At 64.7% G+C, this 16,637-nt stretch carries 14 protein-coding genes; 7 read left to right on the forward strand and 7 right to left on the reverse strand.

Annotated features, from left to right (window positions below):
* Positions 1-93 precede the first annotated feature (93 nt).
* Genes hflD through M3O59_RS10135 form a run of 3 tightly spaced genes read right to left on the reverse strand, consistent with a single transcriptional unit; the run spans position 94 to position 2,299 of the window.
* The gene (hflD, locus tag M3O59_RS10125; protein WP_064631263.1) at positions 94-708 is read right to left on the reverse strand and encodes a high frequency lysogenization protein HflD; all 615 of its coding nucleotides are present in this window, start codon (positions 706-708) and stop codon (positions 94-96) included.
* Complete coding sequence (gene mnmA / locus M3O59_RS10130; RefSeq protein WP_116905586.1) at positions 708-1,844, reverse strand: tRNA 2-thiouridine(34) synthase MnmA; 1,137 nt, start codon at positions 1,842-1,844, stop codon at positions 708-710. Before mnmA ends, hflD begins: the two co-directional genes overlap by 1 nt.
* A complete protein-coding gene (locus M3O59_RS10135; RefSeq protein WP_064631267.1) occupies positions 1,841-2,299 on the reverse strand; it encodes an NUDIX hydrolase in 459 nt (152 codons plus the stop codon). The genes mnmA and M3O59_RS10135 overlap by 4 nt, the downstream gene beginning before the upstream one ends.
* Before the next feature lie 250 nt (positions 2,300-2,549).
* Between M3O59_RS10135 and clpS the strand changes: the two genes are divergently transcribed.
* The 3 genes from clpS (at position 2,550) to M3O59_RS10150 (ending at position 5,641) form a co-directional block, all read left to right on the forward strand.
* Complete coding sequence (clpS, locus tag M3O59_RS10140) at positions 2,550-2,870, forward strand: ATP-dependent Clp protease adapter ClpS (RefSeq protein WP_064631270.1); 321 nt, start codon at positions 2,550-2,552, stop codon at positions 2,868-2,870.
* A gap of 142 nt (positions 2,871-3,012) precedes the next feature.
* Positions 3,013-5,295 carry an ATP-dependent Clp protease ATP-binding subunit ClpA gene (gene clpA, locus M3O59_RS10145; protein WP_064631274.1) on the forward strand — a complete coding sequence of 761 codons (2,283 nt, stop codon included), beginning with the start codon at positions 3,013-3,015 and terminating at the stop codon, positions 5,293-5,295.
* Positions 5,288-5,641 carry a hypothetical protein gene (locus tag M3O59_RS10150; protein WP_147308476.1) on the forward strand — a complete coding sequence of 118 codons (354 nt, stop codon included), beginning with the start codon at positions 5,288-5,290 and terminating at the stop codon, positions 5,639-5,641. Before clpA ends, M3O59_RS10150 begins: the two co-directional genes overlap by 8 nt.
* Positions 5,642-5,699: 58 nt before the next feature.
* Here M3O59_RS10150 and infA read toward each other — a convergent pair whose 3' ends face one another.
* The 4 genes from infA to trxB all read right to left on the reverse strand — a co-directional run bounded on the left by infA (position 5,700) and on the right by trxB (position 9,136).
* On the reverse strand, positions 5,700-5,918 hold the full coding sequence (gene infA, locus M3O59_RS10155; protein WP_064631327.1) for a translation initiation factor IF-1: 219 nt from the start codon (positions 5,916-5,918) through the stop codon (positions 5,700-5,702).
* An 80-nt stretch (positions 5,919-5,998) separates the two neighbouring features.
* Positions 5,999-6,748: a leucyl/phenylalanyl-tRNA--protein transferase gene (gene aat / locus M3O59_RS10160; RefSeq protein WP_116905587.1), complete on the reverse strand. Its 750-nt coding sequence runs from the start codon at positions 6,746-6,748 to the stop codon at positions 5,999-6,001.
* A gap of 242 nt (positions 6,749-6,990) precedes the next feature.
* A complete protein-coding gene (locus M3O59_RS10165) occupies positions 6,991-8,109 on the reverse strand; it encodes a GNAT family N-acetyltransferase (RefSeq protein WP_116905588.1) in 1,119 nt (372 codons plus the stop codon).
* 58 nt (positions 8,110-8,167) lie between these two features.
* On the reverse strand, positions 8,168-9,136 hold the full coding sequence (gene trxB, locus M3O59_RS10170; RefSeq protein ID WP_064631280.1) for a thioredoxin-disulfide reductase: 969 nt from the start codon (positions 9,134-9,136) through the stop codon (positions 8,168-8,170).
* A gap of 283 nt (positions 9,137-9,419) precedes the next feature.
* On the opposite strand from trxB, the gene M3O59_RS10175 reads away from it, so the two are divergent.
* The 4 genes from M3O59_RS10175 to M3O59_RS10190 all read left to right on the forward strand — a co-directional run bounded on the left by M3O59_RS10175 (position 9,420) and on the right by M3O59_RS10190 (position 16,456).
* Positions 9,420-11,774, forward strand: a complete 2,355-nt coding sequence (locus tag M3O59_RS10175; protein ID WP_064631283.1) for a DNA translocase FtsK — start codon at positions 9,420-9,422, stop codon at positions 11,772-11,774.
* Positions 11,775-12,141: 367 nt separating this feature from the next.
* Complete coding sequence (locus tag M3O59_RS10180; protein ID WP_116905589.1) at positions 12,142-14,079, forward strand: DUF3857 domain-containing transglutaminase family protein; 1,938 nt, start codon at positions 12,142-12,144, stop codon at positions 14,077-14,079.
* 64 nt (positions 14,080-14,143) lie between these two features.
* A complete protein-coding gene (gene lolA, locus M3O59_RS10185) occupies positions 14,144-14,815 on the forward strand; it encodes an outer membrane lipoprotein chaperone LolA (protein ID WP_064631289.1) in 672 nt (223 codons plus the stop codon).
* Positions 14,816-15,163: 348 nt separating this feature from the next.
* A complete protein-coding gene (locus M3O59_RS10190; protein WP_181920520.1) occupies positions 15,164-16,456 on the forward strand; it encodes a replication-associated recombination protein A in 1,293 nt (430 codons plus the stop codon).
* Positions 16,457-16,637: the final 181 nt, after the last annotated feature.

Here is a 16,637-nt window from a genome sequence, read left to right on the forward strand (position 1 = left end):
AGCGACGATCGCCATCTCGTCCTGCCCATTCAACCCCTGTTGGCGCGCGACAGCGGCCGCTAGCGCGGCGCTGGCAGCGGTTTTTGGCGCTGTTTAGCGCAGCGCGCGGTCCACCGCTTCGAGCATCGCGCGCTTGGCGAACAGGAAATCCCACAGGCTGCCGCCCATCTGCCGCCACAGCACCGCCGAGCGCACCGCTGCCAGCAACAGGGCGCGAATCTCCGCAACCACCCCGGCCTGGCCCAGATAGTGCGGGTTGCCCTGCACCATGACCTTGGGCCGCAGGTGGCTGATGGTTTGCGCATATAGCCCACCCAGCGCACTGAGCACATCGGGGTGTGCGCTGTCGTTCAGGTGTTGCGCCTGGCGGGCAGCGGCGTCGATCCCGGCGGACACCGTGGCCACGGTCGCGGTGTCGCGCACAAACCGGCGTTCCAGCTGCAGCACCGCCAGCGCCAGGCGCGGCAGCACCTCGTCCTGGCCCTGGTTGCGGAAGTAGTTGTGCAGCAGGCGCAGTCCGGGCGCCAGCGCCGCAGACGAGCCGTACACCGCCTCCGGCGAGGACGCGTCCACCCGGAACACGCTGTCCATGGCGGTACGCACCGTTGCCGCTTCCGAATGCCCGGTTTCGGCGATCCGCCGCACCTGCTGCAGGGCCTGGGCAACACCGGCAAGCGCCAGCACACGGTGATCCATGGAAACACTCATCAAGCCACTACCTCAGAAGAAAAAGAAGATCCCGCTAACTGGCGTTCCAGCGGTGCATCGGTGGCCGCGATGACCGCGCCGCCCAGGCATTCCTCGCCGTCGTACAGCACCAGCGACTGTCCGGGCGTCACCGCCCGCTGCGGCCGCTGGAAACGCACCTGCACGCTGCCATCGTCCTGCACCTCCACCGTGCACGGCTCGTCGGGTTGCCGGTAGCGCGTCTGTGCGGTGCAACTGAAGCTGCGTGCCGGCGGCGCCCCGGTGACCCAATGGGCCTGCTCGGATTGCAGCCAGCGCGATTGCAGCAGCGGGCTGTCACGGTCCTGATCCACGTACAGCACATTGCTCGCTACGTCCTTGCCCACCACGTACCACGGCGCGGCGGCACGCCCGCGCACGCCGCCGATGTTCAGCCCCTCACGCTGACCCAGGGTGAAATAGAACACCCCCGGATGTTCGGCAATGCGCTGCCCCTGCGGGTCGCGGATCTCGCCGGTGCGCGCAGGCAGATAGCGGCCCAGAAACTCGCGGAAATCGCGCTCGCCGATGAAGCAGATGCCGGTGGAATCCTTCTTGGCATGGGTCGGCAAGCCGGCGTCCTGGGCAATCCGGCGCAACGTGCTTTTTTCCAGATCGCCGATCGGGAACAGGGTGGCGGCCAGTTGGGTCTGCCCCAGTTGATGCAGGAAATAGCTCTGGTCCTTGCCGCGGTCGGCGCCACGCAACAGGCGCCAACGTCCACCGCTGTGTGCGACCTGCGCGTAATGGCCAGTGGCAATGCGTTCGGCACCCAGCGCCTGCGCTGCATCGAGAAAATGCTTGAACTTCACTTCGCGGTTGCACAACACGTCCGGGTTGGGCGTGCGCCCGGCCGCGTACTCGGCCAGGAAATGCTCGAACACGCCGCTCCAGTATTCGCCGGAGAAGTCGCGGAAATGGAACGGGATGCCCAGCACGCCGCAAACTGCCACTGCGTCGCGGCGGTCGTCTTCGGCGCGGCAATCGCCGCTGCCGTCATCGGCCCAGTTCTGCATGAACAGCCCGGCGATCGGCTCGCCTTGCTGCGCCAGTTTCCATGCCGCTACAGACGAGTCCACGCCGCCGGAAACGCCCACCACAATGCGCGGCGTACTCATGCGACGTGCCGGACCAGCGACAATGGGTAGCGCTGCCCGGCCAGGTAGTCGGCCACCACCTCCCACACCAGCGGGCTGCGCAGGCGCTCGGTCGAGGCGCGCAGTTCATCCGGTGTCATCCACAGCGCGCGCACCACGCCGGTGTCCAGGCTGCGTTCGGGGTGGTGGGTCAGCGCATCGGCCACGAACGCAAAGCGCAGAAAGCACTGGCCGCTCGGCGCGACCCACTGGTAGGTGCCGATGAACTGGGTCAGCTGCACGTCCCAGCCGGTCTCCTCCAGGGTCTCGCGCACTGCGGCATCCAGAAGGCTTTCGTTGGGCTCCAGATGGCCGGCGGGCTGGTTCAACAGCAGGCGGCCACCAATGGCTTCTTCTACCTGCAAGAAGCGGCCGTCGCGCACGACAACCGTGGCAACGGTCACATCCGGATGCCAACGTTGCTCGGGCGCACTCATCGGGGCTGCTCCTGCCGGGGCGGCGCGTTATCCGCGGCGCGCAAAGTGATGCACGTCACCCGGCGCCAGACATGCAGGCGTGCACCACATCGCGCTGCGGGCATGGGTGCAATTGCGCTAGACGACGGCGCCAGCGGCAGCGCGGTCAAGGAATCGGTCATCAAGGGCCAGCCAGTGGATCGGACACAAATTGTGCGGGGCGCAGCGCAAATCGTCCAATGCGTGCAAGGTTGAACCGTATAATGGCTGGATGCCTCGGAATACCTCACACGAACACGACCACGGCCTGATGGTCGAAGCCAGCAAGCCGGAAGTGGCGCCACCGCCGCGTTACCAGGTGTTGCTGCTGAACGATGACTACACCCCGATGGACTTCGTGGTGACCGTCCTGGAACAGTTTTTCAACCTGAGCCTCGAGCAGGCCACCCAGGTCATGCTGCACGTCCATACCCGTGGACGGGGCGTTTGCGGGGTCTACAGCCGCGAGGTCGCCGAGTCCAAAGTGGCCCAGGTCAACGAATTTTCGCGTATGAACCAGCATCCGCTGTTGTGCACGATGGAGCAGACCTGAGGCACCCGCCAGATCATTCCAGCAGCGCAACAGTGTGGCTGCAATCACGTGCTAACGCCGTCTGAACATGCCTATCCGATAGGGTTGTGGAAAATCCCAACAAAAGCCGCATATTGTTGGCAACAGCCGTTCGGAGTTATCCATGTTCAGCAAAGATCTAGAGCAAACAATCGGCCAGTGCTACAAGCGAGCACGCGAGGCGCGTCATGAGTTCATGACCGTCGAGCACCTGCTGCTCTCGCTGCTGGACAACCCCTCCGCGCAGGCCGTACTCAAGGCCTGCGGCGCAGATCAGGTGCGTCTGCACAACGATCTGGAACAGGCCATCGAGGCCTCGGTTTCGCGTCTTGCCGAAGACGACGGGCGTGACACGCAACCCACGCTGGGCTTCCAGCGCGTGCTGCAGCGCGCCGTCTATCACGTGCAGTCCTCGGGCAAGAAGGAAGTCACCGGTGCCAACGTGCTGGTGGCGATCTTCGGCGAAAAGGATTCGCATGCGGTGTATTTCCTGAATCAGCAGGACATCACCCGCCTGGATATCGTCAATTACCTCTCGCACGGCATCGCCAAGCTGGGTGAGGACGGCGAGCAGCCGTCTGCGCCGGATGGCGAGTCCAAGAGCGAAGGCGGGGAGGGCGAGGCCAAGGGCGACGCACTGGCCGAGTTCGCCACCAACCTCAACGAACAGGCGCGCAACGGCAAGATCGACCCGCTGGTCGGCCGTGCCGACGAGATCGAGCGCACCATCCAGGTCCTGTGCCGTCGGCGCAAGAACAACCCGCTGTACGTGGGTGAGGCGGGCGTGGGCAAGACCGCGATTGCCGAGGGTCTGGCCAAGCGCATCGTCGATAACGACGTGCCCGAAGTGTTGGCCGATGCGGTGATCTTCTCGCTGGACCTGGGCGCGCTGGTGGCAGGCACCAAGTACCGCGGCGATTTCGAAAAGCGTCTCAAGGGCGTGCTGGCCGCGCTGAAGAAGGTGCCCAATGCGGTGCTGTTCATCGACGAAATCCACACCATCATCGGTGCGGGCTCGGCCTCGGGCGGCACGATGGATGCGTCCAACCTGATCAAGCCGGCGTTGTCGTCGGGCGAGCTGCGCTGCATCGGCTCAACCACCTTCCAGGAATACCGCGGCATCTTCGAGAAAGACCGTGCGCTGGCACGTCGCTTCCAGAAGATCGACATCGTCGAGCCGACCGTGGGCGAAACCTTTGAAATCCTGCAGGGCCTCAAGCCCAAGTACGAGGCACATCACGGTGTGACCTACGCCGACGACGCGTTGCAGGCGGCGGTGGACCTGTCGGTGAAGCACATCGGTGACCGTTTGCTGCCGGACAAGGCGATCGATGTGATCGACGAGGCCGGCGCGCGCCAGCGGCTGCTGCCGGAGGGCGAGCGCAAGGAACTGATCGATATCGAAGAGATCGAAACCATCGTCGCCAAGATGGCGCGGATTCCGGCCAAGCAGGTCAGCGCGACCGACAAGGACGTGCTGCAGCACCTTGAGCGCAACCTGAAGATGGTGATCTTCGGGCAGAACCCGGCGATCGAGACGCTGGCCGGTTCGATCAAGCTGGCACGGTCCGGCCTGGCCAACCCGGAAAAGCCGATCGGCAACTTCCTGTTCGCCGGTCCTACCGGTGTGGGCAAGACCGAGGTCACCAAGCAACTCGCGCTGCAGTTGGGCATCGAGCTGGTGCGTTTCGACATGTCCGAGTACATGGAAGCGCATTCGATCAGCCGCCTGATCGGCGCGCCTCCGGGCTACGTCGGTTTCGATCAGGGTGGCTTGCTGACCGAGAAGGTCGTCAAGACGCCGCACTGCGTGCTGCTGCTGGACGAAGTGGAGAAGGCGCATCCGGACATCTTCAACATCCTGTTGCAGGTCATGGACCGCGGCATCCTCACCGACACCAACGGGCGCGAGGCCAACTTCAAGAACGTGATCCTGGTGATGACGACCAATGCCGGCGCCACCCAGGCGTCGCGTCGGTCGATCGGCTTTACCAAGCAGGATCATTCCACCGACGCGATGGAATCGATCCGCCGCGGCTTCACGCCCGAGTTCCGCAACCGTCTGGATGCGATCGTGCAGTTCCAGCCACTGGCGTTCGACCACATCTTGCGGGTGGTGGACAAGTTCATCATCGAGCTGGAAATGCTGTTGCAGGAAAAGCACGTCTCGCTGTCGGCCACCCCGACCGCGCGCGACTGGCTGGCCCAGCATGGCTTCGATCCGCTGATGGGCGCACGCCCGATGTCGCGCGTGATCCAGGAAAAGATCAAGCGCCCGCTGGCCGACGAGCTGCTGTTCGGCAAGTTGGTGGAAGGCGGCCGGGTCAACATCGACGTCAAGGATGGCGAGCTGCTGGTCGAGGCGCATCCGGAGCCGGAGCGTCTGCTGCCTGCAACGGTTGATTGATCGCAGCCTTGATGGTCAAAAAAAGCCGCTCAAACGAGCGGCTTTTTTTGTGGGCGCCTGCGCGCGTAACGCGCTCGCGAGCCAGGATTGGTTTGGACCCGACCAAAGCACGCCGGCGTTGCCTGGCGCCGCCGAACTCACAGCGTCCGGCGAGTTATTCGGTCGCTCTCAGGTCGCTGCAGCGCTGCATCGCCTCGCGCCATATGGCAAGGCTCTGCTCAGCTCGACAGCTCAGCCGCTGCCGGTGCCGGTGCCTGGCGCGTCCGATGAATTCGAACCCACACGGCGCGAGGCAATTCGGCGTAATGAAGAGAAGCCGCCCATCAAAGCAAGTTTCAAGCAATAACTCGCAGGCACGACAAAAAGCGGCCAGTGGCCGCCTTGCGTCTCAGCACCAGAACCGCTTACTTCATGCGGTAGGTAATACGACCCTTGGTCAGGTCGTAGGGAGTCATCTCAACTTTGACCCGGTCGCCGGTCAGGATGCGGATGTAGTTCTTGCGCATACGGCCGGAGATGTGGGCGATGATCTCATGCCCGTTTTCCAGCTTAACCCGGAACGTGGTGTTGGGGAGCGTCTCGCTGACGCTGCCTTCGAATTCAATGGAGTCGTCTGTCGACATGTAATCCTGTGCAATCACGGCTGGCCCGACAGGGCCGTAAGGAAAGGCATTTTACGCCCCATCTCCCCGCGGTGCAAATTTTATGTTAAGCGGGCTTCACCAAGCGCGCTCGCAAGGCGTTCGCCGTAGCGTTCGGACCAGGTGCCGGGAGCCGCAGGTCGAGCTACTTGCAGCTGTACTTGCTGCAGGAACTGCGCACGCGGCAAGCGCTGCGCCCCCAGAGTGAGCAGGTGCGGGTTTTCCACCTGGGCGTCGAGCAGCGGCCAGCCTTCTGCATGCAGATGCGCAGCCAGCGCGGCCAATGCCACCTTGGAGCCGCCGCTTTCGGCACTGAACATGCTTTCGCCGAAAAACATCTGCCCGATCGCCACGCCGTAGATGCCGCCCACCAGGCGCGCGCCGTCGAAGACTTCGAACGAGTGCGCATGGCCCAGCCGATGCAACGCGATGTATGCGTGCTGCATCGGCGCAGTGATCCATGTGCCGTCCTGGCCTGCGCGTGGAACCGATGCGCAGGCGTCGATCACCTGGTCGAAGACAGTGTCGGCACGTACCGTCCAGCTGCTGCTGCGCAGTTGGCGCCTGAAGCGCGACGACAGGTGTAGCGCATCGGTGCGAAACACCATGCGCGGGTCCGGGCTCCACCACAGGATGGGCTGGCCTTCCGAAAACCACGGGAAGATGCCGTGCGCATAGGCATTGAGCAACCGCTGCGGCGACAGATCGCCACCGATGGCAAGCAGGCCGTCCGGCTCACGCAAGGCCTGTGTGGCCGGCGGAAAAGGAGCCGCCGGATCGGCATCGAGCAGAAAGGGAAGGTGGCGCGACATCTGCGCAGTTTAGAGTAGCTGACAAGCCGACTGCGCAGCGCCTGGTGGGCACGACCGGTGCCCCGAATCGGCATGATCAACGCGGACACTCCCGGTTGCTGCGGGCGGTCTACGCCTACCTGACGCCTGTTCGCTACGTGTTGGTTATGTTGCGGAGCTTGCAGCAGTGCGTCCTTCGACAGGGTGGCGCCTTGCAAGCGGCTGGGCACCTGAGCGACACCCGCCGTTACCGGCGCCTTGGATCAATCGCGGAACGGGCTGTGCTCGGACAGCTCGCGTGCGTGCCGGGCGACAGCGTCGCGCTCGTCTGCGCACCATTGCGCCAACGGTTCGCGAAAGCCCGGGTCGGCGATCCAGTGCCGGCTGCGCACCAGCGTCGGCAGGAAGCCGCGCGCAATCTTGTGCTCGCCCTGCGCGCCGGGCTCGAAGCGGGTGAGGCCCTCGCGCAGGCAGTATTCGATGCCCTGGTAGTAACAGGTTTCAAAATGCAGGCCGGGCAGCGCTTCGCCACCCCAGTAGCGGCCGTAGAGCGTGTCGCGCCCGCGCAGGCACAGCGCGCCGGCGATGGGGTGCCCGTCGAGTTCGGCCAGAAACATCACCACCTGGCGCGGCAGATGCTGCGCCAGGTGGCGCAGGAACTCGGGCGTCAGCGCAGGCGAGTTGCCGTAGTCGTTGAAGGTCTTGAGATAGAAGCCGTACATCGCTTCCAGGTCGGCGTCGCTGGCGTCGTCGCCATGCACAACGCGTAGTTGCACGCCGGCGCGCTGCACCTTGGCGCGCTCCTGGCGGATGTTCTTGCGCCGCTTGTGGTCCATCGCCGCCAGGAACGTTTCGAAGTCGCTCCAGCCGCTGGCGTTGTGCCAGTGGTATTGCAGGTCGTTGCGCTCCAGCCAGTCGGCATCAAAGGCGGTGTCTTCATCGGCAGGGTGAAAGTTCACGTGCGCCGACGACAGCCCGCTGCGTTCCACCAATTCGCGCATGGCCATCAGCAGATGGCCGCGCCACTTGGGCGCGCCCAGCAGGCGCGGGCCAGTGACGGGCGAGTAGGGCACCCCGCACAGCCACTTGGGGAAGTACTCCTGCCCGTAGCGCGCATACGCATGCGCCCAGGCGTGGTCGAACACGAACTCGCCGTGCGAGTTGTTCTTCAGATAGCCCGGCGCCGCTGCAACCAGGGTCTCGCCATCCCACAGGGTCAGATGCAGCGGGTTCCAGCCCCAGTCCGGGCGCAGGCAGCCCTCGCGTTCGAGGCCTTGCAGGAATGAGGTGCTGATGAAGGGATGCGCGCCGTCGTGCAGCGCATCCCAGGCACCGGGCGGAAGTTCGTCCAGCTGGCGACACCAGCGCGCAGTCACCGCCATGCCTGCGCTCCGCCGGCACTGCTGGCCGCGAGGCGCGGCCGGCAATCAGCCGCCATCCTCAGGCGCTCTTGTCGAGGAAACGCTCGGCATCCAGCGCCGCCATGCAGCCGAACCCGGCCGAGGTGATGGCCTGGCGGTAGTGCTGGTCGGCCACGTCGCCAGCGGCGAATACGCCGGCCACCGAGGTTTCGGTCGCCGCGCCGTTCAGGCCGGAGCGGATCTCCAGGTAGCCGTTGTTCATGGCCAGCTGGCCGTCGAACAGCTGCGTATTGGGGTGGTGGCCGATGGCGACAAAAAAGCCATGCGCATCGATGTCGCGGGTGCTGCCATCGATGGTGGACTTGACCCGCACGCCGGTCACGCCCGCATCGTTGCCCAGCACCTCGTCGATGGCGTGGTGCCAGACGGTTTCGATCTTGCCGGCGGCCACCTTGGCGAACAGCTTGTCCTGCATGATCTTTTCCGCACGCAAGGTGTCGCGGCGATGAACCAGGTAGACCTTGCGGGCGATGTTGGACAGGTACAGCGCTTCTTCGACCGCGGTGTTGCCGCCGCCGACCACCACCACGTCCTGGTCCTTGTAGAAGAACCCGTCGCAGGTGGCGCAGGCAGAGACGCCACGGCCCTTGAAGGCTTCTTCGCTGGGGATGCCCAGATATTTGGCGGTGGCGCCGGTGGCGATGATGAGCGCGTCGCAGGTGTACTCGGCGCTATCGCCGATCAGCCGGAACGGGCGCTGCGACAGGTCTGCGGTATGGATGTGGTCGAAGATGACCTCGGTCTCGAAGCGCTCGGCATGCGCCTGCATGCGGGTCATCAGGTCCGGGCCCATCAGGCCGTGGGGGTCGCCGGGCCAGTTGTCCACCTCGGTGGTGGTCATCAGCTGGCCGCCTTGCTGCAGGCCGGTGATCACCACCGGCTTGAGATTGGCGCGGGCGGCGTAGACCGCGGCGGTCCAGCCGGCCGGGCCGGAGCCCAGGATCAGCAGGCGGGAATGCTTGGCGGGACTGGCAGAAGAGGCGCTCATGTATACTCGCGATCTAGGAATTGGTAGGGCAGACGACGTAATTCGCTCCCCTGTGGCGGCATAGAGTGGCGGTCCCCACCCGGTGAATCAAGGCGGCGCGATGGAACTGCTTGAACCGCAGATGGCATGGTGCACCCGTGATGCATGTTCGACGCCGCCCTGTGCGGCGTTTTTCGTTGAGCGCGGCGCAGCTGGGTCGCCAGTGCTCATGCAACTGCTGAAACCGTGGCCTCAGTCGTTTATTATCAACCACTAACAGCATTTTTCTAAGGTCTGGCTACAGGTGGCAAAGCAGGTTCCCGAACGCAGCAAGCCCGCAGAGGGCAAATCGTCGTCGCGCAAGACGGCGGTGGCGGACAATCCGCGTCGGCAAAAGCTCTGGCGCGATCTGGCCTTGATCGCGGTGGCGCCGTTGCTGCTGTATCTGCTGGCGAGTCTGCTCACCTATTCGGCCACCGATCCGGGCTGGTCGCGCACTGGTAACCTGGTTGCGCCGATCCACAACATGGGCGGCCGGTTCGGTGCGCTGGCGGCGGACGTGCTGCTGCAGCTGTTCGGGTATGTGGCCTTCCTGCTGCCGGTGCTGTTGGGGGCGGTGGCGTGGATCGCCCTGATCGGCGAGCGCGAGGAGCAGAGCCAGAGCGATCTGGGGCCGGCGCTGCGCCTGGTCGGCATGGTGGGGTTCCTGATTTCCTCGACCGGCTTCCTGCACCTGCGCCTGTTCCAGGGCGAGGTGGCCGAGGCTGGCGGCATCCTCGGCAAGCTGGTCAGCGGCTCACTCAGTTCGGGCTTCGGCGCGCTGGGCGCGAACCTGTTCGTGCTGGTGCTGCTGCTGGTGTCGATCACCCTGGCCACCGGGCTGTCGTGGTTCGCGGTGATGGAGCGTATTGGCAAGTGGGTGCTGGCGCTGGGGCCGTTGATGCAGCGCAAGACCCACCAGGCCACCGAGTGGCAGCAGACCCGCGTGATGCGCGAGGAACGCGAGGAAGTGCGCAAGGTCGATGCGGTCAAGCAGGCCAAGCGTGAGCCGGTGAAGATCGAGCCGCCGCCGGCCCCGGTGGTGGAAAAGAGCGAGCGCGCCAAGCGCGACACCCAGATCCCGATGTTCCAGGGCGTCAGCACCGACGGCTCGGACCTGCCGCCGCTGGCGTTGCTGGACGACCCCAAGCCGCAGGCCAAGGGCTATTCGGAAGAGACGCTGGAAACGCTGTCGCGGCAGATCGAGTTCAAGCTCAAGGATTTCCGCATCGAAGCGCAGGTGGTCGGGGCCTATCCGGGCCCGGTGATCACGCGCTTCGAGATCGAGCCGGCACCGGGCATCAAGGTCAGCCAGATCAGCTCGCTGGACAAGGACATCGCGCGCGGGCTGTCGGTCAAATCGGTGCGCGTGGTCGACGTGATTCCGGGCAAATCTGTGGTGGGTCTGGAGATCCCCAACGTCACCCGCGAGATGATCTTCCTGAGCGAATTGCTGCGCTCCAAGGAATACGACAAGTCGGCCAGCCCGCTGACGCTTGCCCTGGGCAAGGACATCGCCGGCCGCCCGACGGTGGCCGATCTGGCGCGCATGCCGCACTTGCTGGTGGCCGGTACCACCGGCTCGGGCAAGTCGGTGGCGGTCAATGCGATGGTGCTGAGCCTGTTGTTCAAGGCCTCGCACAAGGAACTGCGCATGCTGATGATCGACCCGAAGATGCTCGAACTGAGCGTCTACCAGGGCATCCCGCATTTGCTGGCGCCGGTGGTCACCGACATGAAGGAGGCTGCCAATGGCCTGCGTTGGTGCGTGGCGGAGATGGAGCGCCGCTACAAGCTGATGAGCGCAGTGGGTGTGCGCAACCTGGCCGGCTTCAACAAGAAGATCAAGGACGCCATCGACGCCGGCCAGCCGATGATGGACCCGCTGTTCAAGCCGAACCCGGAATTGGGCGAAGCGCCGCGGCCGTTGGAAACGCTGCCGTTCATCGTCATCTTCATCGACGAATTTGCCGACATGATGATGATCGTCGGCAAGAAGGTCGAAGAGCTGATCGCGCGGTTGGCACAGAAGGCGCGTGCGGCCGGTATTCACTTGATTCTGGCCACGCAGCGGCCGTCGGTGGACGTCATCACCGGCCTGATCAAGGCCAATATCCCGACCCGTGTGGCATTCCAGGTCAGTTCCAAGATCGATTCGCGCACCATCCTGGATCAGTCCGGCGCCGAAGCGCTGCTGGGCAACGGCGACATGCTGTATCTGCCGCCGGGCACCGCGCTGCCGGACCGCGTGCATGGCGCCTTTGTCAGCGACGAAGAAGTGCATCGCGTGGTCGAGCACCTCAAGGCCAGTGGGCCGGTGTCGTATGTCGAAGGCGTGCTGGACGAAGTGCAGACCATGGGCGACGGCACCGTGGTCGGTGCGACCGGCTTGCCGGAAAGCAGTGGCGGTGGTGGCGACGAATCGGACCCGTTGTACGACGAAGCCTTGCGCATCGTCACCGAGACGCGACGTGCTTCGATTTCCGGCGTGCAACGGCGCTTGAAGATTGGCTACAACCGTGCCGCGCGGTTGATCGAAGCGATGGAAGCCGCGGGCGTGGTGAGTCAGCCCGAGCACAATGGCGACCGCACCGTGCTGGCACCGCCGCCGCCGAAGTAAGCATCGCTGCGCGTCGCCGGATGCGGTACCCACGCCGCTGCCCTGGCTGGCAGCAGGGCGGCAAGGCAGCGAGGCTTTAGCGTCACAGGGGCTGAGGCCTTAGAAACGCTCAGGCATCGCGATAGCTAACGAATTGCGACCATCGCACACGGTTCACTGCCTTTCTCTGCACCGGTCTATCGTCACGCTTGCGTCTGCCAATCCTGCGCAGCATGGCGTCAGGTCGATTCGATCTCGACGCATTGCTGATCGACAGAGGCTACCGCACGTAGCAATGCGAGATTGTTGGAAGTCCGTGCCTGTCATTGCCGGGCACAACGGCTACCCTGTCGGTGAGGGCCGCTCCGGCCCGCCGTGATCGAGACCCATGTTGCATCGTCCCTTGTTGTTGCTCGTGTTGCTCCTCTGCGCTCCGCTGCTTGCCCAGGCCCAGGCCCAGGCCCAGCAGAAGGCCGCGCCTGCTGCTGCGGCAGCGCGCAGCCAGGCCGACACCAACTACAGCTTCGTGCGCTACCGCGCCGACTACGAAGTGCGCGCCGATGCCAGCAGCGTGGAGACCGACGAGTACGAAATTCTGCTCAAGACCAAATCGGCGGTGGAGCAGTTCAGCCAGGTCCGGCTGAGCTATAGCGAGAAAATGGAAACGCTGGAGGTAGTGCAGGCGTACACCGTTACCGCCGAGGGGCTGCGCCAGGATGTCGCTGCCGACAAGATCTACACCCAGGAAAGCTATTCCAGCGCGTCGGCGGCGATGTATGCAGACCGCAAGGTGAAGGTGGTGGTGTTCCCGAATCTGGCGCCGGGCGCACGTATCGTTTACCGCGTGCGGCGGGCGCAGAACACGCCGTATTTCCCCGGCTATTTCAGCCTGTGGGAGACCTTCAGCGTGTTCGCGCAGTACGACGATGCGGTCGTCACGCTGGTGGCACCGAAGTCGCTGCCGATGCATCTTTCCGTGCGCGGGCTGCAGGGCGGCACCAAGCCGGTGGTGCGCGGCGATCAGGCACGCTGGGAATGGCGCTACCAGCGTACTGCGCCGATGAAGAACCAGAACTGGAGCGCGGCCACGTGGGAGTTCAGCCCCACCTTGATGGCCAGCACCTTCGACAGCTGGTCGCAGATGGGGCTGGCGTATCACGTCAAGGGCGGGCGCGCCGCCGCAGTCACGCCGGCAATCCAGACACTGGCCGACGAGGTGACCCGTGGCATCGACGCGCCACGCGCGCAGGCAGCGGCGTTATACGCCTGGGTCGCGCGCAATATCCGCTATGTGGCGGTGTATCTGGGCAATGGCGGGTTGGAACCCAACAGCGCCGACAGCATCCTGGCCAACCACTACGGCGACTGCAAGGACCACACGGTGATTCTGGAAGCCTTGCTCGCGGCCAAGGGCATCGCCAGCACGCCGGTGCTGATCGGCGCCGAAGGCGGCCCCACGCTGCCGGAGATTCCGGTGCTGGGCCGCTTCAATCACGCCATTACCTACATCCCTGCGTTCGATCTGTACGTCGATTCGACCAACCCGTACGCACGCTTCGGCCAATTGCCGGCCGGCGACCTTGGCGCGCCAGTGGTGCACACGCGTGACGGCAAGGTCACGCAGACGCCGCCGAACGACCGCAAGGTCAATCGCTATGTGGCGCGTACCGAGTACAAGTTCACGCCTCAGGGTGGCCTGCAGGGCGTGACCACGCTGGACAGCGGGCAGACCGGCGAGGTGGGCTTGCGCGCGATGTTCGTGCAGCTCAATGCGCAAAATCGCAACCGGATCGAAGAGTCGATCATTGCCCAGTCCGGTTTCGACGGCACCGGCGATCTATTGATCCAGGGCGACCCGCTGGATCTGGATGCGCCGTTCAATTACCGCTACACCTTCCAGGCCAAGGACGCGGTGGATTTTTCGGTGGTCGGCGGCATGACCCTGCCGGACATGCCCGGCGCCGAATCGATTCGCGCGATCTACACCACCACTTCGGCCGAAGACAATCTCACTCCGTTCTACTGCAACGACAGCGTGCGCGAAGAAACCTACGTGGTGAGCTTCCCGGAGACGGTGCCGATCATCGCCATCCCGCGCAGCAGTACCTTCCGCAATGCCGCCGGCGAATACGTGGTTGACTGGACGCGGCAAGGGCAGACCGTGACCGCCGTGCATCGCCTGCAGCGCGCAGCCGTGCGTGGGCCCCAGGCGCTGTGCCAAGCGCAGGATTACCGCGCGTTCCGCGAGTTGTATCAGCAGGTGCGGCGCGGCTTCCGCGGTCAGATCGTCTATGGCGACCTGTCCCGGGTGCAGACCGCGCAGTGAGCAGGATCGCAGCGCAGACGCCGCCAGCCGGGCCCGTCGTGGGATAGCGCTCGCCCATTCATCTATGAAGTATCAGAATCCACGCATGTCCTTCTGGAAGACCGCGATGCATCGCCAGCTCCGTTATGCCGTCCTTGCCACCGCTCTGTTCGCCAGTACCGCGTCTGCCGGTGCGCGTCAGGAGCTGGACACCTTTACGCGTGGCTTGAAGGGGCTCGATGGGCAGTTCAGCCAGCGCGTCTCCGACGCCAATGGCCGGGTCAAGGAAAATTCCAGCGGGCGGGTTGCGCTGTCCGCACCGCGTCAGTTCCGTTGGGAATACGCCAAACCGTACAAGCAGCTGATCGTCGCCGACGGCAAAAAGGTATGGGTGTTCGACCCGGATCTGGAGCAGGTCACCGTGCGCGCGCAGGGCAGCGAAGAACAGAACAGCCCGCTGGTGGCGTTGATCGACCCGGCGCGTCTGGACAAGCAATACGACGTCAGCGAAGAAGCCGCGCCGCGCGATGGGTTGCAGTGGCTGTCGCTGACGCCCAAGGTGGACACCGACGCCAGCTTCCAGATGGCCTCGCTCGGCTTCGGCAAGGACGGTCTGGCCAAGATGGAAGTGGTGGATGCGGTCGGCCAGCGCACCGCGATCAGCTTCAGTGGGTGGAAGCGCAACCCCGCGTTTGCGGCCGATACTTTCCGTTACACCCCGGCCAAGGGCGTGGATGTGGTGGGCGACGCGCAGTAGCGCCTTCGCCGATTGAAGGCGACCGACCCCTGCGTTACCCAGCTGCGCGGCTGCGCTTTCGTGCGCTTGTCAGTGAATGCGTTGAAGCGCTTCGCAGACGCCTTCCCATGCGAAGGCGCTTTGCGCTGCGTCTTCTGTGCTCCGGACGCGGCCGTCACTCCGTATCGCTGCCGCGAATGCCTCTGCGACCGTGCAAGGCCTGTCGCTTCCGCGCAGCAACCCCTCGCTGCAATGCGATAACGCCCCGGCGCGATAGAATGGGCTGTGGCACGAACCAGATCCACCATCGACAGCACCGCCGATCTGCTTAGTGTGGACGCCGACCATCTGCGTCCGCTGGCCGAGCGCATGCGCCCGCGCACGCTGGACGAAATGGTCGGCCAGAAACGCCTGCTGACGCCCGACAGCGCACTGCGCCGCGCGGTGGAGTCCGGCCGCGTGCACTCGATGATCCTGTGGGGCCCACCCGGCTGCGGCAAGACCACGCTCGCCTTGTTGCTGGCGCACTACGCCGATGCCGAATTCAAGGCGATCTCGGCCGTGTTGTCGGGTTTGCCGGAAGTGCGCCAGGTACTGGCCGAGGCCGCGCAGCGGTTTTCCAGCGGCCGCCGCACGGTGTTGTTCGTCGATGAGGTGCATCGCTTCAACAAGGCGCAGCAGGATGCGTTCTTGCCGCATATCGAGCGCGGCACGATTCTGTTCGTCGGCGCGACCACCGAGAACCCATCGTTCGAATTGAACTCGGCCTTGCTGTCGCGTTGCCGCGTGCACGTGCTGGAATCGGTGTCGCCGCAGGACATCGTCGACGCACTGCAGCGGGCCTTGCACGACCCGGAGCGCGGTTTGGGCCAGGAGACGATCCAGGTCAGCGATGCATCGCTGCTGGAAATCGCCAGCGCTGCTGATGGTGACGTGCGGCGCGCATTGACCCTGCTGGAAATCGCCGCCGAGCTGGCAGGCGGCGAGGGCGGCGAGATCACGCCGCAGACGCTGCTACAGGTGCTGGCCGACCGCACCCGCCGCTTCGACAAGAACGGCGAGCAGTTCTACGACCAGATTTCGGCGTTGCATAAATCCGTGCGTAGTTCCAACCCGGATGCGGCACTGTACTGGCTGACGCGCATGCTCGATGGCGGCTGCGACCCGGCCTATCTGGCGCGGCGGCTGACCCGTATGGCGATCGAGGATATCGGCCTGGCCGACCCGCGCGCGCAGAGCATGGCGCTGGAAGCCTGGGACATCTACGAGCGCCTCGGTAGCCCGGAAGGCGAGTTGGCATTCGCGCAGCTGGTGCTGTATCTGGCCACTACCGCCAAATCCAACGCCGGCTACGCCGCCTTCAATCAGGCCAAGGCTGAGGTGCGCGCCACCGGCACGCAGGAAGTGCCGTTGCATCTGCGTAATGCGCCGACCAAGCTGATGAAGACGCTCGGTTACGGCCAGGACTATCAATACGACCACGATGCCGAAGGCGGCATCGCGCTGGATCAGACCGGCTTTCCGGATGCGATGGGCGAGCGGATTTATTACAACCCGGTGCCGCGCGGGCTGGAGATCAAGCTGAAGGAAAAGCTCGACCGGCTGCGCGAAGCCAGGGAGCAGGCGCGCACGGAAAAGCGCACGCCCAAGGCGCAGGCATGACGCTACACGCGAGCACGGCGGCCTGGCCGTCAGGCCCTCTGTTATCGGCATGTTCGATGCAGGGGCAAGATGTCCAGGCGATGGCTGCAGTCACGGCGCAAAGGTGGATCATCTTCGCCTAGCTAGCGCGTGTCGTTTGGGTCGTAATCGCATAGCAATTGCGCGCTTGCACATCGTGCCG

It is taken from the genome of Xanthomonas nasturtii, assembly GCF_023337365.3.
GTDB classification, from domain to species: Bacteria; Pseudomonadota; Gammaproteobacteria; order Xanthomonadales; family Xanthomonadaceae; genus Xanthomonas; species Xanthomonas nasturtii.